The sequence below is a fragment of the Hymenobacter koreensis genome, assembly GCF_039541855.1.
Taxonomy (GTDB): domain Bacteria; phylum Bacteroidota; class Bacteroidia; order Cytophagales; family Hymenobacteraceae; genus Solirubrum; species Solirubrum koreensis.
The window spans coordinates 394,970-419,469 of sequence record NZ_BAABHA010000004.1 but is presented as its reverse complement, the minus strand read 5'-3'; the positions used below and the strand labels follow the sequence as shown (position 1 = coordinate 419,469).

Below are 24,500 nucleotides of genomic sequence, written 5' to 3'. Positions count from 1 at the left end.
GCTCGAGGGCGGCCGGAGAGTGGAACGGGTGCGGTTTAGTTAAGCCAAAGCTCAACCACCGGCTCGAAACGACGGGTGGCAAACGCCCCGTACGGGCGCTCGGCATAAAAGCCCAGCACGTGCACTTGCGGCTCACCGGTACGGGCGTTGCGCTTGTACTCGATGGGGTACACACAGCCTTTTTCGGGCCAGTCGCCAATGTGGTCGACGGGGCGGCGGCTGGCGTCAATGCAACGGGCGTACTGCTGGACAGGGAGGGACACGGGAAGTTTGGTGTGCTTTGTTCTGCGCATATCCAAAAATACGGATATAACTTGATAACTAAAAATGTTAGGTATAAAAATACACAGCAAAGTAAGGGAAATAGTGTTTTATAATAGGATTAAAGGTGTATTAATTCGTCTTGTTAGAGAAAAAAGTAATAGCGTTCGGAACTATTTCTATTCGACTTGAAAACAAATTGCTAAAATAGTTAGTAAATAGCGGCGTCGGCCAACGGAAAAGTGGGGGCCGGCCTGCTCTATGACGCGCCTTACGCCTTTCTCCGTTACCACCGATTGGGCCGGCTTCACGCTGCCTTTGTTTGCTTGCCCCATTCCGGCTGGGTTTCCCTCACCCGCCGACGACCACTTGGAAGCCTCACTAAACCTGTACGAGTTGCTGTTCGCGCACCCAGCCTCTACGTTTCTCGCCCGCGTTAGCGGCGACTCCATGGTGGGAGCCGGCATTCGGTCCGAAGACATCATTGCCGTCGACCGCGCCCTGCCGCCCGCCGACGGGTGCATAGTGGTGGCCGTACTCGACGGCGAGCATACCCTGAAACGGCTGCGAAAAAAAGGGAAAAGCACTTGGCTGGAAGCTGATAACCCGCGCTATGCCCCCATTGAGCTGGTGGAAGGCAATAACCTGACGGTGTTCGGGGTGGTGACGCACGTCATTCACGATTTTCAGCCGAAGAAACTGCGTACCACGCTGGCTGCCCGCAGCCGCAAACGCGCCTAACGGCCTTAGCCATGATTGCGCTGGTCGACTGCAACAACTTTTACGTGTCGTGCGAGCGGGTATTCCAGCCCCGGCTGGAAGGAGTGCCCGTGGTGGTGCTCAGCAACAACGACGGCTGCCTGATTTCCCGTTCCGACGAAGCCAAGGCCCTCGGTTTTCAAATGGGCGAGCCGTACCACCTGGCCCGGCCCCGGCTGCGCGAGCATAACGTGCGGGTGTTTTCCTCCAACTATCCGCTCTACGGGGACCTGAGCCGCCGGGTAATTCGGGTACTAAGCGAGTTCACGCCCGAGGTCGACGTATACTCCATCGACGAATCGTTTCTGAACCTGGCCGGTTTTCGTTACCACCAACCCGACCTGGCAGCTTACGCAGCCCGCATTCGGAAAACGGTGCTCGAGCACGTGGGCATTCCAACGTGTGTGGGGGTAGCGCCCACCAAAACGCTGGCTAAAATGGCCAACCGTTTGGCCAAGAAACAACACGAGCGGGTGTTGACCCTGGGCACTTCCGAGCAGCAGCAAGCTGCCCTGCAAGCCACCGCCGTAGCCGATGTGTGGGGCATTGGGCGCCGCTACGGGCACAAACTGCAGGAGCTGGGGCTAACCACGGCGGCCGACTTAGCGGCTATGCCTGAAGGCTGGGTGCGCCGCCATTTGGGCGGCGTGGTGGGCGTACGCCTGTGGCAGGAATTGCACGGCCGTCCTTGCCTTGATTTCGACCCCGAAGCGCTGGAAGACGAGCCGGACCGGCCGAGCCGGCGGCACAGTGTGGCGCATACCCGCTCGTTTGGGCGCCCGCAAAGCGCACCTACTGTACTCAGCGAAGCCGTGGCCTCTTTTGTGGCCCGCGCCGCCGAAAAACTGCGCCGCCACGGCCTGGCGGCACACGTACTAACCGTGCTGGTAGGCACCGACAGACATGCGCCTACGGCCGGGCCCAAAACCTACACCGCCGTAACCACACTGCCCACCGCCACCGATGACACCGGCACGCTAACACGAGCCGCTTTGCACCGCTTGCGGCAGTTGTTGCGGCCCGGCACCGCTTACCACCGGGCGGGCGTGGTGCTAAGCGGACTGGAGCCAGCCGGACAAGCGCAACTGGGTCTTTTTACGCAAACCCCCGAGCAGCTTTTGCGCAATCAGCAATTGATGAGCAGGTTAGATGCACTAAATGGGCGCTTCGGCAAAGACGCCGTACGCTACGCCGCTGCGGGCCTGAGCAATGAGCAATGGGCCGGTCGGCGGCAACTATGTTCACCGGGCTACACCACCGATTGGTATAACCTCTGGAACATTCGGGCTTAGCCTTACCCAGAGGCCCGTGAAGCGGGCTTGACAAGTACGGGCACGCAATAAATTACGGGCGCAAGGACAGTTTATGGGCACTAATGCCCGCGGCGCTTTCCAGTTGCAGCACGTAAAGCCCAGGGGCAAGCCCGCTTACGTCGAGGGAGGTAAGCGGTGAGCTGCCGGACCACTGCTTTACAAGTCGGCCCGTGGTATCGAGCAAACGAGCTTGGGTAAGGCGCACGCCAGTGCTAGGCGGCGCCACATGTACGATCGTACTGGCCGGGTTCGGGTATACCTGCCAAGCCGCGGCAGTACTGGCCATGGTCCGCGTGGGCAGCACCTGCAGGTAACGAACCTGAGCGGCATCGGCGGCGGCTTGCAGCTGCGAGAGTGAAGGGGCGGCCAGTACGGCAAAGGCTACGGTAACCGAATCGTTAGGGGCGAGCTTGCGCAGCACCGCGCCCACCACGTGCGACACATCGGCGCCGGCAGTGCCACCCGCCGTGCGCTGCCGCGTACCGGAACTCAGGGTCAGAAATTTCTCAGCGGTGGAAAATCCGTCGCGCAGGGCTACGGGCGTGGTAACGGCGGCGTTGTTATCGAAGGCGTAGTAGCTGGCCGCCGTGGTGGCCGATGGCCCCAGCAATTTTACGCCCGTGTACAAAGTAGGGCGCAATACATCGAATACGTAGCCCAGAGCACGGGTGGAGTCCCAGGCGGCTACGTTCCGGCCTGATTCGGCGGGTACGTCCCAGTCCATGAACAGGCCGGCGTGCAGGGGGCGCAGGGTGTCGGCGGTGAGGTTGCGCAGGGTGTATTCCACCACGGCGTAGTCACGGTCGGCGGGAGTGGCCCATGCAAGGGCGCGTTGTCGCACGCGCACGCCAATGCTGCGGCCATTTGTAAGGCTCGGCAGCGAATCCTGGAATGTGCCCTGGGCCCGTTGATCGGTGCCCACGGCGGGCAGGAAACGAAGGGGCTGAAGGCGGAAAAAGTCTTCGTCGGAGCGGCTGCGGGGAGTACCGCGCAGGCGGTCGGCTACGCGGGCAGGGCCGGTGGCTACCATCAGGCCGCCTTCGCTGAGTAAAATGGTAGAATTACGGTAGGTGATGCCGGCACCAATGTCGGCGTCCTGGCCTTCGTAGGCCAGGTTGCCGCGGCTGGTTACAGTAAGGTGCAGGTCGCTGGCCGTCAGCACCACGTAATCGGGGTTCAGTTCCAGCACGATGTATTGGTCGTCCTGAAACCCGCCGGCGCCGGTGAAGCGGCAGCGCAGTACGCCCCGGCTGTTAGGTGCCGCCGAGGCCGCTACGCTCAGTTGTAACGGAGCAGTGGCCGTGCCGTTAGTGGCCAAATTGCCCAGCGTAGCGGTGCTGCCGCTGGTAATGCTGAGTGCGGGGCTGAGCGAGGTAACCGTGAGCGTGAGGCCCTGCACGGGTTGCAGCAGGTTTTGCACCGTAAGGGTGAGCTGAGCCGAGCTGGCGGGTATCAGTCGGGCCACGCTCAGCTGGCTGCGCACTTGCACGGCCCGGGCCGTAAGGGCAGCCGCCAGCGCCCGTTTCACGTTCAAGCGGCCGGTTCCCAAGCGGCCCAAGTAGGTGGCATTGGTACCGATGCTGTAGATGTCGTCGGTAGTTTGGCGCAGCAGCGCGGCTACCTGGGCACCCGTTAGCTGCGGGTACTGGCTGCGCACGAGGCCCGCCGCCCCGGCCACTAGCGGCGCCGCAAACGACGAGCCACCGACCGGCGTGTAAGTGGAGTCGTTGGTGTAAACGGTGGTCAGGATCTGCTGGCCGGGGGCCGAGAGGTCAACGTGGTAGCTGTAGGTGTTGGAGAGGCCCTTGGTGTCGTTGGGTTCCAGCGCCGCCACCGATACCACGTTCTCGTAAGACGAAGGGTAAAAATCCAGCTCGGCGTTGGTATTGCCAGCGGCCACCACCACCACTGCGTCGCGGTTGATGGCGGCGTAGCTGATGGCGTCCTGCTCGAACTTCGACTTGCCGCCGGGGCCGCCCCAGGAAGCGTTAATCACCTTGCAGCCGTGGTCGGCGGCATACACAATACCCTCGAAGCCGCCGAACGCGCCGCCGGGCCGTGTGCCGTAGATTTTAATGGGCAGGTAGCGGCACTTGAAGCCCACACCCGCAATGCCGCGGCCGTTATCGGGCCGGGCCGACGAGCAGCCGGCCACCAGCACGCCGTGGCCGTTGGCGCCGCCGCGGGCGGTGGTGGGGTCGTTGTCGTTGTCGCCGGTGTCCCAGCCGCGGAAGTTGTCCACGAAGCCGTCCTGGTCGTCGTCGAGGCCGTTGATGGGGTCGGCGTAGTTGCGCTTTTCCTGGCCCCGCAAATCCTGGTGAGTGAACATGGTGCCGGTATCGGTAATGCCAATGACCACCGAGGAGTCGCCTTTGCTGATGTCCCAGCCGCCGTAAGCGCGAATGTTCTTCAAGTAGTACTGCCCGCCAGCGCGGGTAGAATCGGCAAACGGGTCGTTGGGCTGGTACAGCGGCTGGCGCTGGTAGAGCGGCTCCACGTATTCCACGGCACCGGTGCTCAGCAGTGCCTGCCGTACTTTACTCAGCGGCGTTTCCGGTGGGTAGCTGAACTGGTAAATCGTGCGCAGCTCCACGCTGCCGGGCTTTTCGGGCGAAGGTGGTACGGCGCGCGGAAACTTCTGCCGCAGACCGGAGGCGCTGAGCTGCTGCAAGGCCGTTTCCACCTTGCTTAAGGGCTGGCCGGGGCTGAGTTTGAACACCACGGCACCGGGCAGGGTAGGCGAGGGAGTTGCCGCGCCAAGCCCGGTGCTTTGCGCCTGAACGGAATCAGAAATGGAAAGCCAGCTGAAGGCGGCAAGTAACAGGAATAGAGCGTGTTTCATGGAGGCGAACGGTGGAGCGAGGCCGAGGTGTTCTAACTACGTAAATTTAGCCGCTCTGCCGCAGCTGAGCCCCGACTTTTCGACCAACCCCTCCTAATATTCCCCTCAACCTCCAACTTCGGGGCATGATTAACACCACGCAAAAGCACCAAGCCACCCTGGAGCAGGCCATTCGGGCGCTGCACAACCGCACGTACTTTTCCCATTACCCCGAAAACCCACTGCCCGATGTGTACGGCCCCGACGCCGACGCGCAAGGCCGCGCTGCCTACGACGCCCGCCGCGGCCAGCCCTACGCCGAGTTGCAGCAAGGCGAGCCAGAAGCCTGGGTGGGCCAGGAAGAGTCGCCTTACGAGCAGCAGCCGCTGCACATTACATACCCGTATTACGCGCCCGAAACGCTGGTGTGCAACGCCCAGCAGGCATTCGGCCCGTGGCGCAAGCTGAAGCCCGCCGACCGCGCCGCCATCCTCATTGAGGCCCTGGAAGGCATGAAAGCGCGCTTTTTTGAAATTGCTCATGCCACCATGCACACCACGGGGCAGGCGTTCCTGATGTCGTTCCAGGCCTCGGGCCCGCACGCCGCCGACCGGGCCTTGGAAGCCGTGGCCGCCGGCTACGAGGAGCAGACGCGCTTACCGGAGCAAGCCCAGTGGGATAAGCCCACAGGCAAATACACCATCAGCCTGCGCAAAACCTGGCGCGCCGTGCCCAAGGGCGTGGCCCTGGTAATTGGCTGCGCTACGTTTCCCACTTGGAACACCGTGCCCGGCATGTTTGCCTCGTTGGTAACCGGCAACCCCGTCATTGTAAAGCCGCACCCCAAAGCCGTGCTGCCCATTGCCTTGGTAGTGGCCGAAGTGCAGAAAGTGCTGGTGGCCCACGGCTTGCCTGCTACCATCTGCCAACTGGGCGTGGATGCCGATGACCGTCTGATTACTAGAGAGCTGGCCGAAAACCCGGCCGTGAAGCTCATCGACTACACCGGCGGTACGGAGTTCGGTAATTACATCGAAAGCCTGCAAAGCCAGGGCAAGGTGGTATTCACCGAGAAAACCGGCGTTAACTCGGTTATCCTCGACAGCTGCGGCGACCTTGACAAGGTGGTGCAGAACCTTGCGTTTTCGGTGAGCCTGTACTCGGGCCAGATGTGCACGGCCCCGCAAAATTTCTTTATTCCGGAAGCCGGCGTGCAGGTGGGCGACACCCTGGTACCCTACGAGGAAGTGGTGCAGAAACTGGCCAGCGCCGTGCAGGGTTTGGCCGCTAACCCCAAGGCCGCACCGCACGTGCTCGGTGCTATTCAGAACCCCGCCACGCAGGAGCGGGTGGTCCAAATGAGCCAGCGCGGACACCGCAACGCCTTGGCCCACGGCCAGGTAGACAACCCGCAGTTCCAGAACGCGCGCACCTGTTCGCCGTCGTTATACGAGCTGGACGCTACCCAAAAGGAGCATTTCAGCCAGGAGTTGTTCGGCCCCATCCTGCTGGCCATCAAGACCAAAGACACCCACGAAAGCATCCGGTTGGCGGCCGAGCTGGCGCGGAAGCATGGCGCCATCAGCTGCGCGGCCTACACCACCAACCCCGAGCTGAAAGAGGAAATCATGGACCAGATGAGCCTCGCCGGAACGCCCGTGAGCTTTAACCTGACGGGTGGCATTTACGTGAACCAAAGCGCCGCTTTCTCCGATTTCCACGTGACCGGCGGCAACCCGGCCGGCAACGCCTCCTTCACCAACCCCGAGTTTGTGCTCAAGCGCTTCACCTGGGTAGGTTTCCGTGAGCCGGCCACCAGCTAAGCAACCGCCAGTCAAATGCAAAACGACCCGCCGGAAAGTTCCGACGGGTCGTTTGCGTTTCAGGGCCTAATAGCTAGCTAGTAGCCTTTGGGCTTGCTGTATTTGTATTTCTTGGGCGCTTTCACCGTCTGAAACTTGTAAGGGTTGTTCGACTGATCGGCCAGACCCAGGCCGAAGGTGCCGTTGTTTTTTTCGCGTTGTTCCTTGAAGCGCGACTTGTCGTTGGCGCGCTGTTGGGGTTTTACCTTCACCGAGCCGTAGCTGCGCGGGTTGGCCATGGTGGCGTCGCCGCTGCGGGAACAGGCACTACTGCCGATGAGAAAAAGGCTGAGGGGAATGAAGTATACTATGGATTTCATGGCGAGTGAAGTCAAGGGTGGGCGCCGACCGAAGCACAAGCAGCAACGGGATGGGCCCGTGCCGGCTGCAATCGGCTGATTTTGGTAACCGTCCCTTTATACTGCATTAAGCGCCAAAATGATACAGCACCGGCGGAATGCCGCAAGCCCAGGCACGCGCAGCAACCGGCCGAAACAGTAAAAACGATAATCGCACACCATTTTATTGACTTTTGCGGAAATGTAATACTGGTGCAGTAGCCGGCAGCTACAAACTCAAGGCCTCGCGAAACCGGATGGATTGCTGCCGCGACACTTCCACCTCCAGGCCCCCACGAAGACTGATTTTAAGGCTGTTGCTAAACCACGGCTCCACGTTCTCCACCCATTTTAGGTTGATGATTTGCTGACGGTTCGCCCGGAAAAACACCTTGGGGTCGAGGCGGGCCTCCAGGTGCTGCAGGCTGCGGGTAATGAGCGGGCGCACGTCGTGGAAGTGCACGCGGGTGTAGTTATCGGCCACTTCCAGCAGTTTTACATCGGCCAGGCGCACAAACCAGCACCGCTCGCCGTCTTTTACAAATACCTGGTCGGTTTCGCGCAGCACTTCCCGAGGTGCGGCCGCTTCTTCAGGCGCCTCGGCATCGGCCAAAAGGGCGGTACGCGCCTTGGCCAGCGCGGCAGCCAGGCGCTGCACGTCCACCGGCTTAAGCAGGTAATCCAGCGCATTCACCTCGAAGGCCTGAATGGCATACTGGTCGAAGGCGGTGGTGAAGATGACGTGCGGGGCGTGGTCGAGGCTGGCTAACAGCTCAAAACCCGAGCGGCCGGGCATGTGAATATCCAGCAGCAGCAGATCGGGCTGCAGGTTGGGCAGAAGCTGCTGGGCTTCGTCGGCGTGGCGGGCTTCGCCTACTACCTGCACATCGGGGTGGCGCTGGAGCAGGTGGCGCAGCTCCTGGCGGGCCAGGCGCGAGTCGTCAACGATAAGGGTTTTCATAAGTCGGGGTAATACGTTTTCCTAAACCGGGCACAGCCGATGGGACCGGGCCTAGACGTCGTTTCGGCCGGTAATGCCGCCGAAGCAGGCCGCAAAACTATCAGCCCAGCAGATACGCCGGGGGCTGGGGCTGCGCCGTAGCGGCCTGCTCGACCGGCAGCCGTACCCAGGCGGTTACCAGATCGGGAGCAGTTTGCTCCAGCCGCAGTTCGGCCCGCTCGCCAAAGAGCAGGCGCAGGCGCTCGGCGGCGTTGCGCAGGCCGGTTCCGGTGCCGTCGGGGCGGGAGCGGGGCGGCTCTTGGGCAAGCTGGCCGGTGTTTTCCACAGTCAGCAGCAGCGCGCCGGCTTCGCACCGGGCCTGCACCCGCAGAATACCGCCGTCGGGGCGGGACGACAAACCGTGCTTGATGGCGTTTTCCACCAGCACCTGCACCAGCATGGGCGGCACCATCACCGGCAGGCAGTCGTCGGGCACGTCCACGGTGTACTGCAGGCGTTCCTCCAGCTGCAAGGACTCCAGCTGCAGGTAGTCGCGCACCACGGCCAGCTCGCGGTGCAGCGGCACCTGCTCGGTGCGGTTTAGCTGAATGGCGTAGCGCAGCAGCTCCGAGAGGTGGCTGAGCATGGTGCGGGCCCGCTCAGGGTCTTCGCCAATGAGGGCGCGAATGTTGTTGAGGCCGTTAAACAGAAAGTGCGGATTGATTTGCGCCTTGAGCGTCTGCATCTCGGCTTCGCGCACGGCGGCGGCCAGCTTCCACTTGTCTACCTCGGCCTGGCGGTAGCGGCGCAGGTATTGCAGCCCAAAGTACACCGCCGACCACAGCCAGAGCACAAAGTTGACGTTGAGCACGTAGCCAAAAAACTCGCCCCAGCCCTGCGGCTTGCCGTTGGGCTGCAGCAGCGGAATGATGAGCAGCAGCACCACGGCCCACACCACAACCTGGCTGAGTACCGCCAGCAGCAGGTTGGTGATGAGCAGGCGCCACAGCACCGAAAGCAGCGGCAATTGTACCCAGTCGAAGCGCTGAATGAGGTAACGCAGCCCGTGCGAAATGCCCACCATGGTAGCGGCCACAACCACCTGAATGAGTACAATGCTGGGCGAGAAGCTGCGACTGAACATGGAGTAGACGGCGACGCCAAATACACCATACAAGCCCCAGCCGAGTAGCTGCAGGCGCCAATATAGGCGCACGCGCCGGGCAGAATCAGTCATGAGCGAAAACCGAGAAGTGTGTGCCTGAAATTAGCTCAGGCCGAAGGCGACCGGCGAATAGCTGGCCTTGTTGCGCTGATGGGCAAAGAACAGCACCACAGCCAGCGTAAGCAGCGAAACCGCCACGAAAGCCGGAATCAAATACAGATGGTCGAGGGAAACCCGCAGACCGATGAACATGCAGCCAAACGCAATGAGGCCGGGCCACACGGCGTACGCTTTCTGGTTAAAGAACCAAGCGTAGGGAAAGAAGTGCGCGCCCGTAATGATGCCGTAACTCATGATGAAGTACTGCGGCGCCTTGATGTACACGAAAATCAGGAACGGGAAATAGAACAACTGTGCGAAGTTCAGCCACAGGCCCAACGGCTGCAGCGGGTTGCTTTTCACCGTCCAGGTGGTTTTAAAGAGCTTGGAAAGCAGCAGCGCCAGCGGCAGCATCAGCCCACCCACGATAAAGGTGAACAACGCCTTTTGCGACACGCTGTAGGGCAGTGCCCATATCCCGGCAATGCTGGCCCAAAGCAGGCTGGCGGCCGTAATGAAATCAACGCCGTTTTTGGCTTTTACCGACAGCTCCAACCGGAGGGCGTCGAAGTCTTGTTGCGTTACCATATCGATGAGGTAGATAAAAAAGTAGTGGAAAGGGAGGTAAAAAACCGGTCGGCTTCATCCGCAAGGCTCGGCAAAGGCTGCGAATAAAGCCGACCGGCAAGGTATTTCTATTTTTTGGCCAGCGCGTGCTGCTTTAGGAAGGCATCGGTTTGGGCGAAAAACCACTGGGTATCGTCCCACATCAAAAAGTGCTTGCCGGCCTCCGACATTTCGATTTGGTGCTGGGGCAGTTTCGCGTATTGCTGCGCGAAAATGGCGCGGGTGCTTTCCTTGGTCGAGCCGTAGGGCTTGTAAGCGGCCCAGGCGCCCAGGACCAGCGCCGGTTGCTGAATCCGGCCCAGCTCAGCGCGCAAATCGGTGGTGTACATGTCGTACATGGCCTGGCCCACGGTGGCAGGGTCGGAGAGCTGGCCCCAGCGGGCTGCCTGGCTGATGCGCGCCGTATCATTCATCATGCCGGCCGTCATTTGGCGCTGCTGGGCCATGCTCATTTTGCCCCGGCTCATTTGCTGGCGCATTCCCTCGGCCATGGGCCTGGCGGCTTCGGCGGTGAGGTTGGAGTTTTGCACGGCGGCCAGGAACGGCAGCGAATCTACAATCACCAGCGGCCCCACGGCTTCGGGTTGGGTGGTGCTCATCCAAAGGCCCATAAACCCGCCTAGGCTGTGGCCAATAACGGCAGGCCGGTTCAGCTTCTGGGTTTTGATGTAGGCTAGCAGTTGGTCGCGCACGTTCTGGAGCAGCTGGTTGGTGCTGGCCGGGGCCGTCGCGCCGCCAAAACCAGCCAAGGTTACTACGTGGCACTGGTACTGCTTTTGGTAGCGGGCCACGGTTTCGTCCCACACGGCGCCGGGGCAGGTGAGGCCCGGAATCAGCAGCACCGGTTGGCCCTTGCCCACTACTTTCACGGTGAAATTGGGGTGAGCCGCCGGATTATCGGCCACAACGGCTGCGGGTGTAGCGGCCGCGGCCGGCGCGGTAGCGGCCGTGGCGGTCAGGAGCAGGGCGGCGGCAATATTGCGTAGGAAGGTAGCGGGGCGTTGCATGGTCATCAAGTGAGTTAGGTCGTGGTTGATGATTCAAAAGTGGCACGCCGGAGACGGGAGCGGAAGGCAAACCTGGCCGAACGGTAACGATGCGGGCCGAACGGTAAAAAAGCCGGGTGAATTTTTGCCGCCACGGCATAAAAAAAGCGGCTCCTGCAGAGGAGCCGCTTCAAAAACTGGCGGGGCAAAGGCTACTGTGCCGGACTGGTATCCGCGTCGGGGCGTTCATCGCCCTGGGCCTGCGGGGCGCATTGCTTGCTGGTCACGCGGCCATCGGCGCTAAATATGATTTTGATGGGCTGGGTATCGGTGGCGCTGCCGAACAGGTACGACCACATGTGGCCGCCGTCGGCAGCGGTATCGTCGCCGGTGGGGGCGCCCATGAGGGTGCGCACTTGTTCCTGCGTCATGCCCACTTCTACTTTCGCACACTGTTCGGCGTTCTGGAAGCTTTCCTGCGCGGTGCAGGCATTTAAAACCCAGCCCAGCAGCCCCAGCAGCATGATACCCAAGAGTCGTTTTGCTAGCATGGGACTGAACTAAAGGAGTTTGCTGATGTCGTCGCGCAGGGCGTCGATGCCGCGCTTGAGGTCGGTCCACACGCTGCCGTGGGTGTCGGTAGCATCGGCCGAGCCGAGCTGGGCGGCCAGCTTGCTGCGCTTGGCTTCCAGGGCCGCGGCGTGCTCGTGGTAATGGTGCGGCGACTGGGCCGTGGTGGCGTTGGCGCGGGCGTTCAGGGTCTTGATTTTGGCATCGAGCTCGTCCAGAGCCTGGCGCAGCTCGTTCGGGCTCAGGTGAACCGGGGCGCGCATGTTTTCGGGATTTGGCGTGTACGACATGGAAGCAGAATGGAGCGGGTGAGTAGCCGCGGTAAAACCGGGCTTCCCTGTTGTACTGAAACCAGCCGAAAAAGGATGCTTCAATGGCGCAGCTTGTGTTACCAACGCAAGCACAACGCAACCGTAACCCTGCCGTTACACGCTCCGCAGGGCCCACGGCTAGCTTTGTCGCAGCTTCCCTTACCCAAAGTAAGCCGCCATGCACCGCCTTGTTTTGCTGATTGTTGCCGCGTTGTTGCTAGGTAGTAGTCCGGTCTGTTGGGCTCAGGAGGCCCGCTCCCTGGTTGCTACCACCCACCATTCAGATACAGCGCCACAAACGGCCGAAGCCAGCGTGCCTGCCGCGCCGGCCGTGTACCACGTAGCCGAGGTTATGCCAGCCTTTCCCGGCGGCACCGAAGCCTTTGGTAAGTTTCTGCGCGACAAGCTGCAATACCCGCAGGAAGCCCTAAGCAAAAGCCTTTCGGGTAAAGTCTACGTCCGGTTTGTGGTCGACGAACGCGGCCACATCATCGATCCGCAAGTGGTGAAAGGCCTCGGGGCCGGCCTCGACCAGGAGGCCCTGCGCCTCGTGCGCATCATGCCTTGGTGGACGCCCGGCCTCGTGGGCGGGCAGCCGGTAAAGGTGTCTTACACGCTGCCCATCGTGTTTCGGGCGCTGGAATAAGTGGGTGAATGGTGTGAGGGCATAATATGGGAAACGGATGTATATTATGCTTAGAAGATTGAAGTTTTAATAATCTAGTATTTTCCCACAGCCAGAATCAATGCACTCAAACTTGATTTGTTTGAGCTTTTGGTCGGTGAAGTTGTATACGTGTCTCGGGTTGCCACTAATACAAGGCTCTAATATTATGATAGATACTCTTGAGTGAAGATCTTGGTTGACTTGCTTGAAAAACTTGGAATAAAATTCTTTAATTGAAATTCCTGTTCTTATTCCATTGCTTAACATTATCGAGCTGTTATTTATTATCCCTCTTTCAATGTAAGAACCCCAGTACTCGTCAGGTTTTTGTTCCTTAAAAAGGAATAAAAGCTTGCTTTCGTCTTTTTGTAGTAAGTGGTATTTAAATTGATTTTCATCAACATGAGCTACTTTCTGTGTCGCCGTTAATTCTTTAAGTAAAGGCGATTTTAAGAAAGACTCTTCCTGGATATTGCCGAAGGGATAATATATAAAATTCGCGCAAGTAATTAAGGTTAAGGTGTCTCCTTGAATCCTGGCCGAATCGTTGAATTCAAAAGATTTTTTGGGTATAAACCAAGTGTTGTCTACTTTGTATACGTCGGCTTTGTCGATGATATTGGTTTCTTGGTTGTTGGTTTTTTTATTGACTTGGTTTATTGTGATATTTCGATTGTCATTGCAAGAAAATAGGGCAAACAATAAAATAATCGATTTTATGCAGTTTAAAGTATTAACCATATTGCTGATTTTTTATCTTGAATAAATGTGCTAGGAAGCAATGTAAGAAAGTGTTTACTGAAACACGCCCCACTGCTTGGGCAGGCCCAGGTCGCGGGCCAAGGGTGCGGCGGCGGTGCGCCAGAGGTTGTTGAGCAGCTCGTTAATGGCATCGGCCAGCTCCACGTGGTAATCGGTTTCCAGCTTTTCGGCTTGGCGCAGGGCGGTGTCGGTGCGGCGCACGAGGTGGTTGAGCAGCAACTGAGTGGTGCCGGTGAGGCGCGCCACGGCCTCGGGCTGAGCCAGAAACACGTTGTTGAGCAGGTGCACCGTTAGCTCCACTTCCCCAAAGGTGTCGGCGGTAATTTTAGCGTGGTAGCTGATCATATTCTGCAGCTGCCGCACAATCACCAGCAAGTCATTCGGGGTTTGGTGGTAGCCGCGAATGGGGTCGTCGAGCCGCTCGCGCAGCTGCGTGCGGCGGGTTTCGAGGCCCTCGGCGCCTTCCAGCAGCCGAAACTGCAGCTGTTCGGTCAGCACCTTGTCCTGGCAGACGAGGCGCACCAGCAGCTGGTCTTTTTCCTTTTGGGGAAGCTGAAGGAGGGCTTTGCGTAAGTCGGGAGGCAGTGCAGCCATGAAATCGGGAGAAGTGAAGAGGGAAGTCCGCGGTAGCAGTCAATTATAACAGATACAGGTACGCAGAAAACGTGTTTTGGCTGTCAAAAGTGCCATTTATCACCGGATTAGCACCCGGGTAGCATTACGCTTGCAGGTCCTCGGCTTGCTCTTCGTCCAGCTCGCTTTCGGGCAGCACCACGCCGCTCAGCGCCAGCTTGTTGCGCAGCTCGTCGAACTCGTTTTCGCTTTTGGCAACCACCACCGCCGCTACGGCATTGCCGATGATGTTGGTAATGGCCCGCGCCTCCGACATGAACCGATCTACGCCCAGCAGCAGCGCCATGCCCTCCACGGGAATGGTTTTGGTGGCCGCCAGCGTGGAGGCCAGCACCACAAACCCCGAGCCCGTAACCCCGGCCGCGCCTTTGCTGGTAATCATCAGAATGCCAATGATGGTGAGCTGCTGACCCAGCGAGAGGGGAACGTTAAAAGCCTGCGCCAGAAAAATACAGGCCATCGATAGGTAAATGGTGGTGCCGTCGAGGTTAAAGGAATAGCCCGTGGGAATAACCAGCCCCGCCACCGAGCGGGAGCAGCCGTAGGTTTCCAGCTTGTCGATGAGCCGCGGCAGCGCCGACTCCGACGATGAGGTGCCGAGCACAATCAGTAGCTCTTCTTTAATGTAGCCCAGCAGGTCCCACAAGCTAAACTTGTACAACCGCGCCACCAGCCCCAGCACGCCAAAAATGAACAGCGCCATGGTGGCGTACACCGAGGCCATGAGCTTGGCCAGCGGCACCAGCGTATCGAGCCCGTAGGTGCCAATGGTGTAGGCCATGCCACCGAACGCGCCCAGCGGCGCCAGCTTCATAACCATACCCAGCACCGCAAACAGCACGTGGCTGAGCCGCTCGAAGGTGCTTAGCAGCGGCCGGGCCACGGTATCGGGCATGCGGGTTAGGGCCAGCCCAAAGAGCACCGCCACCAGCAGCACCTGCAGCACGTCGCCCTCGGCAAAGGCGCCCACCAGGTTTTCGGGCACGATGTGGGTAAAAAACGCCACCCAGTCCATGCCTTCGGCCCGCTCGATGTACTTGCTGGTGGCCGCCGCATTGGCCGTGGCCGCGCTGGTATCTACGCCCACGCCGGGCTTCACCAGGTTGGCCGCCGCCACCCCAATGAGCAGGGCAAACGTGGTAATGAGCTCGAAGTACAGCAGCGCCTTGCCGCCCACGCGCCCTACTTTTTTCAGGCTGCCGATGGAGCCGATGCCCAGCACCACCGTCAGGAAAATGATGGGCGCGATGAGCATTTTGATGAGCCTAATGAACACCTCGCCCACCGGTTTTAGGGCCGTGCCCACCGCCGGAAAAAACGCCCCCACCAGCACGCCCAGCGCAATGGCGGTAAGAACCTGAAACGTGAGGTTGCGGGCGAGCTTTTTCATGCAGAGGCCGGAAATTAGGCTCGCAAAATAGGGAAACGCGGCTAGCTGTGCCTTGGGCTACTCTGCAGGTGCTGGGCTAGCTTCGGGTAGAAAGCAAGACCCATGAGTTGGTAGAAGCCGCTGTACAAAATCCCCAGAACCATGCCCAATACCAATAGTTTGAACAGCGGCGGAAAATAGGTTTGGTCGTCGGTAAGTGCTCCAAGCAGCCGGTCCATTAAACCGTTGGGGTGAGCCTCCTCTGGCGCATAGATGCGCAGCATAGCATCATTGGTGCCGCATATGAATGTATACCGATTAGATGGTTGCGGCGGTTTGGGCTTGCTGGTAACCGCATAAAAGGCAGTAGGGCTGTGCCGTATGTCAATCCAGTAACGTTTTACATCGGCGGCTACAACCCAGCTGAGCATTTGAACGAGGCTTCGGTAGTTTGCCGTGGGCTGAAAATAAACCCGCAGGCCGGCGTCCATTTCGGGCGCCTGACTAAGTTGGTCGATATAGTATGAGGCTGTGCGGTAACTGTAATAATCTTGCCACGGATTGCCCGTAAACACTACTGTTTGCCACAAGCGAAATTTCTCAAGCTGCGTTGGAGAATAGTGACTTTCATCCGGTTCACTTTGGGCTTTTAGGAGGTTTTCATCTATGTTAAGCAGAGGCATGGATATTTGCAGCACCCTTCCCGCCGGCCCCCAAACCGGGTCCCATGCAATTGTCAGGCACCCCAGCAGCAGCACCAACGGCAGGCATAGCAGCCCAACCGGGAAAAACAATTTGCGCGAGTGTCGGCGGCTAACGTACATGAGCAATACTACCTAAATCCGGATGTTAAGCGGAGGCCGGGGTTTTCACGGGTCCATTAACTGCGTAACGCTCGGCTAGTTGGGTTTCGTGCCGGCCTTGCTGGCGCAGCAGCACGAGGGTCACCAGCGCATAGCCTAGGTCCAAACCCACGGACACTATCAGCACAACGGTGGCATCGTGCAATTGGTCGAGGTTGCTGGGGGAGGCATCAGTGGCACTCTGAGCAAGCCGGGCCACGATCAAGGAAGCCAGGCGCAACGTCCACCAGCCTTTTACCAGTCCGTAGTCGGGCGAAACCGGAACTCCCAGCGCATGCCGTTGCGTGAGGTGCCACAGTTCTTTCATGAGCCGGTACGGATACCAGAAGTTCATGATGGGCACAAACCAACCACCAATTGCCCAGCCCGAGGCCTGTGACGGAAGGGGAGTTTCGCGGACCCGGTGCAGGTTATCGTAGCCGCGGTAAAACCACGTGATGAAGGCCGTAAAGGCCAGCAAAACAACGCCCAGGCGCCCGTAGCCGAGTACGGGCTGCCATTCGTCCAGCAGGGTTACATCCGAGGGCGTAACCTGATCGATATGCTGAACGAGGTAATATTGGTAACCGGAAACAAGCAATTGCAGAACCGAGGCGGCTGCCACCAGCCATTGCGTACTCGTTGCAAAGCGGTGGTAGAGGCGGTTATCAAGTAGGGTGCGCATAGCAGGGCGTACAATAAAGCACCTGTAAAGCTACGCCCCAGCCACGAAGCCCGTCTGGTTAAGCGGGGCTTTTGAAGAACCGGAAATCAAACCGCAGACGGAAGCGCCGCCGCTACTCGAAGTAAGGTAATTAAGCGCTTCAACAAAAAAACGCCCGACCAAGGTGGCCGGGCGTTTTACCCAAAGGAGCATCCCAAGTGCTACTTCACCAGGCTGATGCGGTTGGTTTTGGTTTTGCCATCGGCCGTAACCCGGTAGTAGTACGTGCCGCTGCCTAACGCCGCGCCTTTCAGTACCACCGATTTGGTCTCGTCGGCCAGAACCTCGCCGTTGAACAGCGTAGTGACCGGTCGCCCCATGGCATCGTATACCTGAACCATTACGCGCCCGGTTTTGGGAACCGAGAAGTTGATGGTGGCATCCGAGGTGGTTGGGTTCGGAAAAGCCTCCGTTTCAATGCTGCGTTGCGGCTGCGGCACCAGCTGCGACTGCACATCGGCGGCAGACCTGCCCGCGCTGCCACACTCATTGGCGTTCGACGTACAGCCGCTCGGGTTAGTGAACGACACGCTGTACCCCGATCCGGCGGCGAGGCCAGTGAAGACCAAAGGTCCGGTAGCCCCGGCCGCCCGCACGAGCGTAATGGGCGAATGCCCCAACCGGGTTAGGGTGTAAGAGCCTTGCTGCGGGCCGTTCACCGTCACGCTGAAGGTGCTTTCGTTGCAGGCCGGCGCGTTATAAGTAACGCTGGGCGCCGCAGCCACCGGGTTTACCGTTACGGTGAACGTACGGGCCGGGCCCTGGCAGCCGGCAGCGGTTGCCGTCACCGTTACCGTGGCCACCAACGGCGCCGCAGTGGCATTAGCGGCGGTATAAGCGCCAATGTTGCCCGAGCCGCTGGTGCCAAAGCCCACATCTACCGACGATGTCCAGCCGAAGGTGGCGCCAGCCACGGGGCTGCTGAACGTAACAGCGGCCCCGCTCTCACCCGTGCAATGGTTGCGGTTACCGATGGCGTTGGTAGCGGGCCGCGGGTTTACCGTAACCGTGAAAGTGCTCGGCGGGCCTTGGCAGCCATCGGCCGTTGCGGTTACCGTTACCGTGGTTGCCACCGGAGCCGTGGTGGCATTAGCGGCGGTATAAGCGCTAATGGCGCCCGAGCCGCTGGTGCCAAAGCCCACATCCACCGACGAAGTCCAGCTAAACGTTGCGCCGTTAACAGAGCTGGTAAAATTTATGGCTGAGCCAGCATCACCGGCGCAGTGAATGCGCGGGGTTACAGGATCTACACCTGGCGTGGGCTTAACCACCAGGTTTTCGGTGTCGGCGGCAGAGGAACAAGTGGCGCCGCCCACGCTGGTAGTAGTGGTAAGTGTAACCGTGGCCGTAGTGGCCCCGGCAACGGTAACCGTGGCCGTGGCCGTGCCATTGCTGTACTGCTCATTGGAAAGCGTACCGCCGCTCGCGCTCCAGGCGGGGGTGCCGCCGGTGTAAGTACCGCTAACCTGGAAAACGGCCGATCCACCAGCCGGCAAGCACTGAGGCGCGGCCGTGGTCACGGCTGCCGTGGGGGTGGGCGCCAGCGAGAAGGTCAGGATGTCGAAGTCCTTGAGCTCGGAAGTGTAGGAAGGGGAGGAGCGGGTTTTGACCGTAACGGTGGCCAGCGGCGAACATTGGTTGAGAGCCGCAAGGCCGGGCACCGCCGAGATGTTAACCGCTCCTTCCACGAACTGCAGCGCGCCCGTAACGTTGGCATAGGCCCCCTCGCCGGTGAATGATTTATTGGGGGCAACGGGGCGCACATCGGCCGGGTTGGTGGTCATGAAGGCGTTGCCGGTGGCCAGCGGCTGCTCGTTGGACCAGGTACCATTGGCTTGCCAGGTGCGCACGCCCACCTCCGGGCGGTTGCCTCCCCCGGTATAGTTGATAACGAGCAGGAAGTCGTTGACGGTGCGCCCGTTAATCCGGGCCGGACTCACGGCATTACTGTTCGCCACGCCCACAAGCTGGTTGCCCACTATGCGCAAGCCCGCTTGGTTGTACTCGAAATCGAGGTAGCTGGCCCCGTTCACGGCGCGGGTTTCGGCGCCGAAGAAAAGCCAGGTTTGCCCGTTAACCACCCGCGCGTGCAGAAAGGTGTTGGTGATGTCGTTTTTCTGCGGGCCGCCGCCACCCAGCTGCACGGAGTAAGGGCTTTGGCCCGGACCGATGGCGTCGCCGTTTTTGTTGGAGGAGCCCGAAAAGGTCGATAGCTCCACCACGGCCGACTGCGTGCCCCAGTTGCCGTCGACCTGCCAAAGGGCGCGCCCGTCGTCGGAGCGGCCGACGGCGGATACGCCGCCTATTTGCTTGAGCACGGCCGTGCCGCTGCCGTCGCGGTTCTTCGACCAGTCGGCGGCCGTTGCGCTGCGGTTGGGCGAGTAGTTGGCGTTGGTCCAGAAAGGCGGGATAAAGCCGGCCTCAAAATCGGCGTCTACCTCAAAGCCCGCGGCGGTGCCGCCCCGGCCCGGGTCCTGCGCAAGGCTTGAGTGGCTAAGATAAAATAGGCTTGTAATCAGTAGTAAAGGACGCCAGATTGCGGGCAGGGCCCGTAGCTGTTGCCAAAGTAAGTGTGTTCGTTTGTCACCGAAATCAGAGGCGTTCAAATTTTGGGTGATGTAGACAGGTTGGTCCATGGCGCTTAGGTGTGCGAAACAAAAGGCGATGGTGGAGGTGTGGCAGCATAGAAAGCATGCCCCGAGCCAGGAAGGCGCAGGCAGGAGGCATAGGAAAAGTGGAGGCGGCTGATACCAGCCCGCTAAAGGCACTGAAGGAAACGCATAGCCAGGTGCACGGCAGGCTATGCCCTTGTATAATGGGCAGTTATACAAGGCTTTTGGGCAAACGATGGCAGTGAAGCAGTGGGATTGAGCGAAAACGCGGCGCATGGCAGCAGAACGTGGTGCCACGCCCGGCGTAGCTTGGTTATGTTTTTCTGTCGTTTGTACCCGCCGGGCAGCGTGTAAAGTGTTCCATGGTAAAAGGTGTAGTTCAGGAATGGGCTCGGCGGCTCAACCGGCAGAGCCGCGCCAACAAGCAAATAGCTGGTTCAGGGGGCTAAACCGGATCAGTAAAGCGAGGGGGAACGGTTGCCCGTAAGAAAAGCAACAGGCGCGGCAAGCGAAATCAGCAGGCTGGCAAGGTTGGTTAAGCGGCTGAAAAACAGTGTGGTGTAGAAAATGGTCCACTGCACTCGGGTTACCCGGAAAAAGCGGGTAAGCGCCGCGTTTCGTGGTCGGGCTGGCAGTGTTGGGTCCCAGCAGGTTGCCTTCGGGAAATGCGGTACGCTGGTTCCTGGGGTTGTTTTGTGAACGAGTTCAGTTTTGTTCAACGCTCTTCCCGATGCAATAGCTAGTGTGCTCAGCAATGCGCCCCTATGGCGTGGCCAGGGCCGGTGTGGGGCTTTCCAAAGGACCATTACGATACTTGAATGTAATAAAATAGCGCGTTTGAAATCAAACTTTTTGTTAAAATTTCAATAAAAAATATTAAAATAGTTTAAGTAGTAATGCGCGAGTGAGTGTATGTGTCAGCGCATGGAGTTGTGTAAAAGGCTTCGCAGGTATTGTCTGCCTAAGCCCAATCGATGGTGGCTGCTGAAAGCGGCCTCCATCCAGACGCGTACACTTCCTGACCGGTTTCTTTTGACGGCATCAGAACCGTTGAGGTCGGCTTGATTTTTTTTCGTGGCAGTACAACCTTAAACTCTTTTACCGAGTACTTTATAACAAGTCCCGAAGGGATGCGCGTCCTGCCCGAGTGAGTTTTCTTTGGTGAGTGAATGACATTCGGAATAAAGAAATGAGGGCGCGCATCCCTCCGCGACGGTACCTCCTGAAAGCCCTGCCCAAACATCGGGCGGGGCTTTCGCGTTTGGGAAGCCCCACCCATCCTTCCCCTATGAGTTCTGCTTACCGGCTGCTGGCCCTGCTGTTTCTGCCCGTTTCGGCTGCCTTGGCCCAGTCGCCTGCCCCGCCCGATACCGTGGCTAAACCCGTTGTGCAAGGCGTGCGGCTTTCCGAAGCTACGGTGGTGGGCTACGGCCAAAACCTGCCGTTGCGCCGCACCGCCGCGGCCGTGGGGGTAGTGGGGGCCAGCACCATCGAGCGGTTCAGCGAAGCCTCGCTCACGCAGGCGGTAAACACGCTGCCCGGGGTGCGGCTGGAAGAACGGGCCACCGCCAGTTACCGCCTGAGCGTGCGCGGCAGTACGCTTCGCTCGCCTTTTGGCGTGCGTAATGTAAAGGTGTACTACGAGGGCATTCCGTTTACCGAAGCCAGCGGCAGCACTCCGCTTAATATTCTGGATGCCGGTACACTTGGGCGTATTGAGGTTATAAAAGGACCGGCCGCCAGCGTGTACGGGGCCGGCACGGGCGGCGCGGTGCTGCTCAGCAACCGCCGTCCGTGGCCCAACTCCACCCGCACCGGGGTGGGCTTTACGGCGGGCAGTTTTGGCCTGCGCCGCTATACTGCCACCGCCGAAACCGCCGACAGCACCCATAGCCTGCGCGCCCAATACGCCCGCCAAACCCTCGACGGCTACCGCCAAAACAGCGCCCAGCGCCGCGACGTGCTGACGCTGGACGGCGAGTGGGCAATTTCAGACAAGCAAACCGTAGGCGTACACGTTCTGTATTCCGATCTGTTTTACCAACTACCGGGCAGCCTCACCCGCGCCCAGTTTTACCAGAACCCGCGCCAGGCCCGACCCAGCACCGCCACCCAGCCCGGTACCGTGGAGCAGCGCGCCGACTACCGTAGCCGCACAGCTTTACTAGGCGCTACCCACGAATACCGTTTCACGGCGGGCCTCTCGAATACCACCACGCTCTACACCACGGCCGCCGTAATTCGCACGCCGTTTCTGGTTGATTTTGAGCGGAACACGCAGGTGGGCTTGGGTGGCCGCACCGTGTTTAACTACCGCACGTTGCTGCTGGGCCGGCCGCTGCGCGTGCAGGCTGGGGGCGAGGTGCAGAACGGCTTCGAAAACGCCCGCAACTACCAGAACCGCGGCGGCACGCCTGGCCCGCTGCGCTACGACGACGAAGTACGCACGGCCACCGGCTTCGCGTTCAGCCAAGCCGATTGGGAATTGCCCGCCAATTTTCTGCTGACCGTGGGCGCCAGCTACAACCGCCTGCGCTACCGCATTTACCGGGTGCTAGACGCCACCGTGCAGCCCAACACCAGCTACAACATTACCCGCAACTTCCGGCCCGAGGTGTCGCCGCGGGTGGCGTTACTGCGCGAGTTTGGACAGCGGCTGTCGGTGTACGGCAGCGTGAGTACGGGCTTCTCGCCGCCTTCGGAAGAGGAAATCCGGCCATCGGATGCCAGCCTAAACAGTAGCCTGCAGGCCGAGCGTGGCACCAGCTACGAGGTAGGCGCCCGCGGCAAGCTGCTGGATGACCTGGTTACCTTCGATGTAGCCCTGTACGATTTCCGCTTGCGCCAGACCATTGTAACGCGTACCACCGAGCAGGGCGCGGTGCTGTTTGCCAACGCCGGCAACACGCGGCAGCGTGGGGCCGAGGTGGCCCTCAGCGGCTGGCTGTGGCGGGTGTGGCGGCCTTCGGAAAACGTCATTGATGACCCCACCTTTGACCTGCCAATGCAACTGCGCGAAAACGAAGGCCTGCGCGTGTGGGCCAGCTACGCCTACAATAACTACCTCTTCGGCCGCTATGAATCTGGCGGTAACAATTTCAGCGGCAACCGCTTAACCGGAGCCGCACCCCACACGCTCACCGCTGGCGCCAACGTGGGCCTGCTCGGCTTTTACCTTACGCCCACGCTCAGCCACCAAGCCCGCCTGCCCCTCAACGACGCCAACACCGAGTACGCCCCGGGCTACTGGACGTTTGCGGCCCGCACGGGCTGGCGCCATAACCTCTTGCGCGAGCGGCTTGCCGTGGACGTGTACGCAGGCATCGAAAACGCCACCGACCGCCGCTACAGCCTCGGCAACGATCTGAACGCGTTTGGGAGCCGTTATTTTCAGCCTGCGCCGGGGCGCAACTACTACGGCGGCCTCACGCTGGGCTGGCGTTGGTAATGTCTGAATGGTCAATTAGATAAAAGCAAAAAGCCCACGCACGGGCGCAGGCTTCTTGCTCGAATGACACGGTTCAGAAATTGTGCCAGAATCGCGGATTATACTTTTACCGACTTGCCCTTTTTTGCGGCTTCGTAAATAGCCATCATGTAGCGTACGTCGCGTAGGCCTTCTTCGCCGGGCGTGCGGGGCGTTTTGTTCTGCATTACCGATTCCGACATGTGGTCCATTTCGGCAGCAAACTGGTTGCCTTCCTGAATCTTAGGCTCCATCTCGCCGTCTTCCTTCCCGATCTTCATGTTGTGCTCGTAGTAGTCGGAAATCGGGTCGAGGTCGAGCCAGGCTTTTTCGCCGAAAATGCGGCCGCGCTTCACACTTTGGTAGCTGTATGAACTGGTGCAGCAAGCCAGCGCGCCACTGGGAAAACGTAGCGTAAAGGCCACGTTGTCTTCTACTTCCTTGAAACGCGGGTCGTTGGGGTCGGAGTAAATCTGGGCGGTAACTTCCACAGGCTCTTCGCCGGTGAGGTAGCGTGCGGCGTTCAGAGAGTAAATGCCGATGTCCATGAGCGAGCCGCCGCCGGCCAGCTTTTTCTGCACGCGCCACACATCAGCCTTGTCTTCGGTGGGCTTCACGTGGCGGCCGTGGTCGGCGGTAATAAACTTGATCTTGCCCAACTCGCCCTTTTTGATGCGCGCAATGGCGTCGAGGTTGTAGGGCTCGTACTGCGCCCGGTAGGCAATCATGAGCTTTTTGCCGGCCTTGTTACAGGCGTCAATCATCTTCTTGCAGTCTTCCTCCGACGTAGCCATGGGCTTTTCGCAGAGCACATGCTTGCCGGCCTGCGCCGCACGAATGGTGTACTCGGCGTGCATGGAGTTCGGCAGGATAATGTACACGATGTCGACGGCCGGGTTGTCCTTGATGCTGTCGAAGTTCTGGTAGTCGTACACGCTCTTTTCGTCGATGCCGTACTCCTTGGCCAGCTTCTTGGCCTTATCGGGCGTGCCGCTTACCAAGGCTACCAACTTGGAGTGCTTGCAGTCTTTGAAGTTGGGCATGATTTGCTCGGTGGCGAATTTGCCCAGGCCCACAACGGCCCAGCCGAGCTTCTTTTTATCGTCGTTTTGCATGGTGTTGGTAAGGGGTGAGGCCACGGCCGCTACCGCACCCGGCCCGGCCAACGCGGCTACGGCGGCGCTCAGTCCGGCCTGGCGCAGGAATTGCCGGCGCGATTCGGTGGAGTTCATCAACAATACAGAAAGTATAGCCCTGGCTAACGAGGGGTTTCCGGACGGGGTTGCATCGGAACTCAGCTGCACCCGAAGGCGCTAAAAGTCATTAGACCCAGCCCGCGCAAAACCGCAGCGGGTCGGGCAAGCTTAGCTTGC

General features: G+C 59.8%; 21 protein-coding genes. 5 read left to right on the top strand and 16 right to left on the bottom strand.

Annotated features, from left to right (window positions below):
• Positions 1–35: 35 nt before the first annotated feature.
• The gene (locus ABD903_RS10615) at positions 36–263 is read right to left on the bottom strand and encodes a hypothetical protein (RefSeq protein ID WP_345224013.1); all 228 of its coding nucleotides are present in this window, start codon (positions 261–263) and stop codon (positions 36–38) included.
• A 259-nt stretch (positions 264–522) separates the two neighbouring features.
• Here ABD903_RS10615 and ABD903_RS10610 point away from each other — a divergent pair, with 259 nt between their 5' ends.
• Together ABD903_RS10610 and ABD903_RS10605 are read left to right on the top strand one after the other, a co-directional pair.
• Positions 523–1,002, top strand: a complete 480-nt coding sequence (locus ABD903_RS10610; RefSeq protein WP_345224011.1) for a LexA family protein — start codon at positions 523–525, stop codon at positions 1,000–1,002.
• Between the two features lie 11 nt (positions 1,003–1,013).
• On the top strand, positions 1,014–2,312 hold the full coding sequence (locus ABD903_RS10605; protein WP_345224009.1) for a Y-family DNA polymerase: 1,299 nt from the start codon (positions 1,014–1,016) through the stop codon (positions 2,310–2,312).
• Positions 2,313–2,364: 52 nt separating this feature from the next.
• Here ABD903_RS10605 and ABD903_RS10600 read toward each other — a convergent pair whose 3' ends face one another.
• Positions 2,365–5,175 carry a S8/S53 family peptidase gene (locus ABD903_RS10600; RefSeq protein ID WP_345224007.1) on the bottom strand — a complete coding sequence of 937 codons (2,811 nt, stop codon included), beginning with the start codon at positions 5,173–5,175 and terminating at the stop codon, positions 2,365–2,367.
• Positions 5,176–5,300: 125 nt separating this feature from the next.
• Between ABD903_RS10600 and paaN the strand changes: the two genes are divergently transcribed.
• Entirely contained in the window at positions 5,301–6,977 is a 1,677-nt protein-coding gene (gene paaN, locus ABD903_RS10595) for a phenylacetic acid degradation protein PaaN (protein WP_345224005.1), read from the top strand.
• Between the two features lie 77 nt (positions 6,978–7,054).
• Here the strand turns inward: paaN and ABD903_RS10590 are convergent, their stop codons facing one another.
• From ABD903_RS10590 to ABD903_RS10560, 7 genes are all read right to left on the bottom strand, one after another.
• On the bottom strand, positions 7,055–7,336 hold the full coding sequence (locus tag ABD903_RS10590; RefSeq protein ID WP_345224003.1) for a hypothetical protein: 282 nt from the start codon (positions 7,334–7,336) through the stop codon (positions 7,055–7,057).
• A gap of 247 nt (positions 7,337–7,583) precedes the next feature.
• Positions 7,584–8,315, bottom strand: a complete 732-nt coding sequence (locus tag ABD903_RS10585) for a LytR/AlgR family response regulator transcription factor (RefSeq protein WP_345224001.1) — start codon at positions 8,313–8,315, stop codon at positions 7,584–7,586.
• 100 nt (positions 8,316–8,415) lie between these two features.
• Positions 8,416–9,531, bottom strand: coding sequence for a sensor histidine kinase (locus ABD903_RS10580; RefSeq protein ID WP_345223999.1), 1,116 nt, complete (start codon positions 9,529–9,531; stop codon positions 8,416–8,418).
• Between the two features lie 30 nt (positions 9,532–9,561).
• Positions 9,562–10,146: a DUF7010 family protein gene (locus ABD903_RS10575; RefSeq protein ID WP_345223997.1), complete on the bottom strand. Its 585-nt coding sequence runs from the start codon at positions 10,144–10,146 to the stop codon at positions 9,562–9,564.
• Positions 10,147–10,253: 107 nt separating this feature from the next.
• Positions 10,254–11,192, bottom strand: coding sequence for an alpha/beta fold hydrolase (locus ABD903_RS10570; protein ID WP_345223995.1), 939 nt, complete (start codon positions 11,190–11,192; stop codon positions 10,254–10,256).
• A 191-nt stretch (positions 11,193–11,383) separates the two neighbouring features.
• A complete protein-coding gene (locus ABD903_RS10565) occupies positions 11,384–11,722 on the bottom strand; it encodes an outer membrane protein assembly factor BamE (protein WP_345223993.1) in 339 nt (112 codons plus the stop codon).
• A gap of 9 nt (positions 11,723–11,731) precedes the next feature.
• Complete coding sequence (locus ABD903_RS10560) at positions 11,732–12,031, bottom strand: sll1863 family stress response protein (protein WP_345223991.1); 300 nt, start codon at positions 12,029–12,031, stop codon at positions 11,732–11,734.
• A gap of 199 nt (positions 12,032–12,230) precedes the next feature.
• On the opposite strand from ABD903_RS10560, the gene ABD903_RS10555 reads away from it, so the two are divergent.
• Positions 12,231–12,698: an energy transducer TonB gene (locus ABD903_RS10555; protein ID WP_345223989.1), complete on the top strand. Its 468-nt coding sequence runs from the start codon at positions 12,231–12,233 to the stop codon at positions 12,696–12,698.
• 66 nt (positions 12,699–12,764) lie between these two features.
• Here the strand turns inward: ABD903_RS10555 and ABD903_RS10550 are convergent, their stop codons facing one another.
• The 6 genes from ABD903_RS10550 to ABD903_RS10525 all read right to left on the bottom strand — a co-directional run bounded on the left by ABD903_RS10550 (position 12,765) and on the right by ABD903_RS10525 (position 19,685).
• Positions 12,765–13,460, bottom strand: coding sequence for a hypothetical protein (locus ABD903_RS10550; RefSeq protein ID WP_345223987.1), 696 nt, complete (start codon positions 13,458–13,460; stop codon positions 12,765–12,767).
• A 54-nt stretch (positions 13,461–13,514) separates the two neighbouring features.
• The gene (locus tag ABD903_RS10545; RefSeq protein WP_345223985.1) at positions 13,515–14,075 is read right to left on the bottom strand and encodes a hypothetical protein; all 561 of its coding nucleotides are present in this window, start codon (positions 14,073–14,075) and stop codon (positions 13,515–13,517) included.
• Between the two features lie 124 nt (positions 14,076–14,199).
• On the bottom strand, positions 14,200–15,504 hold the full coding sequence (gene dctA, locus ABD903_RS10540; RefSeq protein WP_345223983.1) for a C4-dicarboxylate transporter DctA: 1,305 nt from the start codon (positions 15,502–15,504) through the stop codon (positions 14,200–14,202).
• Between the two features lie 41 nt (positions 15,505–15,545).
• Entirely contained in the window at positions 15,546–16,307 is a 762-nt protein-coding gene (locus ABD903_RS10535) for a hypothetical protein (protein ID WP_345223981.1), read from the bottom strand.
• 25 nt (positions 16,308–16,332) lie between these two features.
• The gene (locus ABD903_RS10530; protein ID WP_345223980.1) at positions 16,333–17,010 is read right to left on the bottom strand and encodes a DUF4328 domain-containing protein; all 678 of its coding nucleotides are present in this window, start codon (positions 17,008–17,010) and stop codon (positions 16,333–16,335) included.
• Positions 17,011–17,210: 200 nt separating this feature from the next.
• On the bottom strand, positions 17,211–19,685 hold the full coding sequence (locus ABD903_RS10525; protein ID WP_345223978.1) for a T9SS type A sorting domain-containing protein: 2,475 nt from the start codon (positions 19,683–19,685) through the stop codon (positions 17,211–17,213).
• Between the two features lie 1,264 nt (positions 19,686–20,949).
• Here ABD903_RS10525 and ABD903_RS10520 point away from each other — a divergent pair.
• Positions 20,950–23,109 carry a TonB-dependent receptor family protein gene (locus ABD903_RS10520; RefSeq protein WP_345223977.1) on the top strand — a complete coding sequence of 720 codons (2,160 nt, stop codon included), beginning with the start codon at positions 20,950–20,952 and terminating at the stop codon, positions 23,107–23,109.
• Between the two features lie 98 nt (positions 23,110–23,207).
• On the opposite strand, the gene ABD903_RS10515 is transcribed toward ABD903_RS10520, so the two are convergent.
• Complete coding sequence (locus ABD903_RS10515; RefSeq protein WP_345223975.1) at positions 23,208–24,359, bottom strand: Gfo/Idh/MocA family protein; 1,152 nt, start codon at positions 24,357–24,359, stop codon at positions 23,208–23,210.
• Positions 24,360–24,500: the final 141 nt, after the last annotated feature.

Coding starts and splice junctions, on each gene's coding strand:
- ABD903_RS10610 (WP_345224011.1), top strand. CDS start 523: ATGACGCGCCTTACGCCTTTCTCCGTTACCACCGATTGGGCCGGCTTC.
- ABD903_RS10605 (WP_345224009.1), top strand. CDS start 1,014: ATGATTGCGCTGGTCGACTGCAACAACTTTTACGTGTCGTGCGAGCGG.
- ABD903_RS10600 (WP_345224007.1), bottom strand. CDS start 5,175: ATGAAACACGCTCTATTCCTGTTACTTGCCGCCTTCAGCTGGCTTTCC.
- paaN (WP_345224005.1), top strand. CDS start 5,301: ATGATTAACACCACGCAAAAGCACCAAGCCACCCTGGAGCAGGCCATT.
- ABD903_RS10590 (WP_345224003.1), bottom strand. CDS start 7,336: ATGAAATCCATAGTATACTTCATTCCCCTCAGCCTTTTTCTCATCGGC.
- ABD903_RS10585 (WP_345224001.1), bottom strand. CDS start 8,315: ATGAAAACCCTTATCGTTGACGACTCGCGCCTGGCCCGCCAGGAGCTG.
- ABD903_RS10580 (WP_345223999.1), bottom strand. CDS start 9,531: ATGACTGATTCTGCCCGGCGCGTGCGCCTATATTGGCGCCTGCAGCTA.
- ABD903_RS10575 (WP_345223997.1), bottom strand. CDS start 10,146: ATGGTAACGCAACAAGACTTCGACGCCCTCCGGTTGGAGCTGTCGGTA.
- ABD903_RS10570 (WP_345223995.1), bottom strand. CDS start 11,192: ATGCAACGCCCCGCTACCTTCCTACGCAATATTGCCGCCGCCCTGCTC.
- ABD903_RS10565 (WP_345223993.1), bottom strand. CDS start 11,722: ATGCTAGCAAAACGACTCTTGGGTATCATGCTGCTGGGGCTGCTGGGC.
- ABD903_RS10560 (WP_345223991.1), bottom strand. CDS start 12,031: ATGTCGTACACGCCAAATCCCGAAAACATGCGCGCCCCGGTTCACCTG.
- ABD903_RS10555 (WP_345223989.1), top strand. CDS start 12,231: ATGCACCGCCTTGTTTTGCTGATTGTTGCCGCGTTGTTGCTAGGTAGT.
- ABD903_RS10550 (WP_345223987.1), bottom strand. CDS start 13,460: ATGGTTAATACTTTAAACTGCATAAAATCGATTATTTTATTGTTTGCC.
- ABD903_RS10545 (WP_345223985.1), bottom strand. CDS start 14,075: ATGGCTGCACTGCCTCCCGACTTACGCAAAGCCCTCCTTCAGCTTCCC.
- dctA (WP_345223983.1), bottom strand. CDS start 15,504: ATGAAAAAGCTCGCCCGCAACCTCACGTTTCAGGTTCTTACCGCCATT.
- ABD903_RS10535 (WP_345223981.1), bottom strand. CDS start 16,307: ATGTACGTTAGCCGCCGACACTCGCGCAAATTGTTTTTCCCGGTTGGG.
- ABD903_RS10530 (WP_345223980.1), bottom strand. CDS start 17,010: ATGCGCACCCTACTTGATAACCGCCTCTACCACCGCTTTGCAACGAGT.
- ABD903_RS10525 (WP_345223978.1), bottom strand. CDS start 19,685: ATGGACCAACCTGTCTACATCACCCAAAATTTGAACGCCTCTGATTTC.
- ABD903_RS10520 (WP_345223977.1), top strand. CDS start 20,950: ATGAGTTCTGCTTACCGGCTGCTGGCCCTGCTGTTTCTGCCCGTTTCG.
- ABD903_RS10515 (WP_345223975.1), bottom strand. CDS start 24,359: ATGAACTCCACCGAATCGCGCCGGCAATTCCTGCGCCAGGCCGGACTG.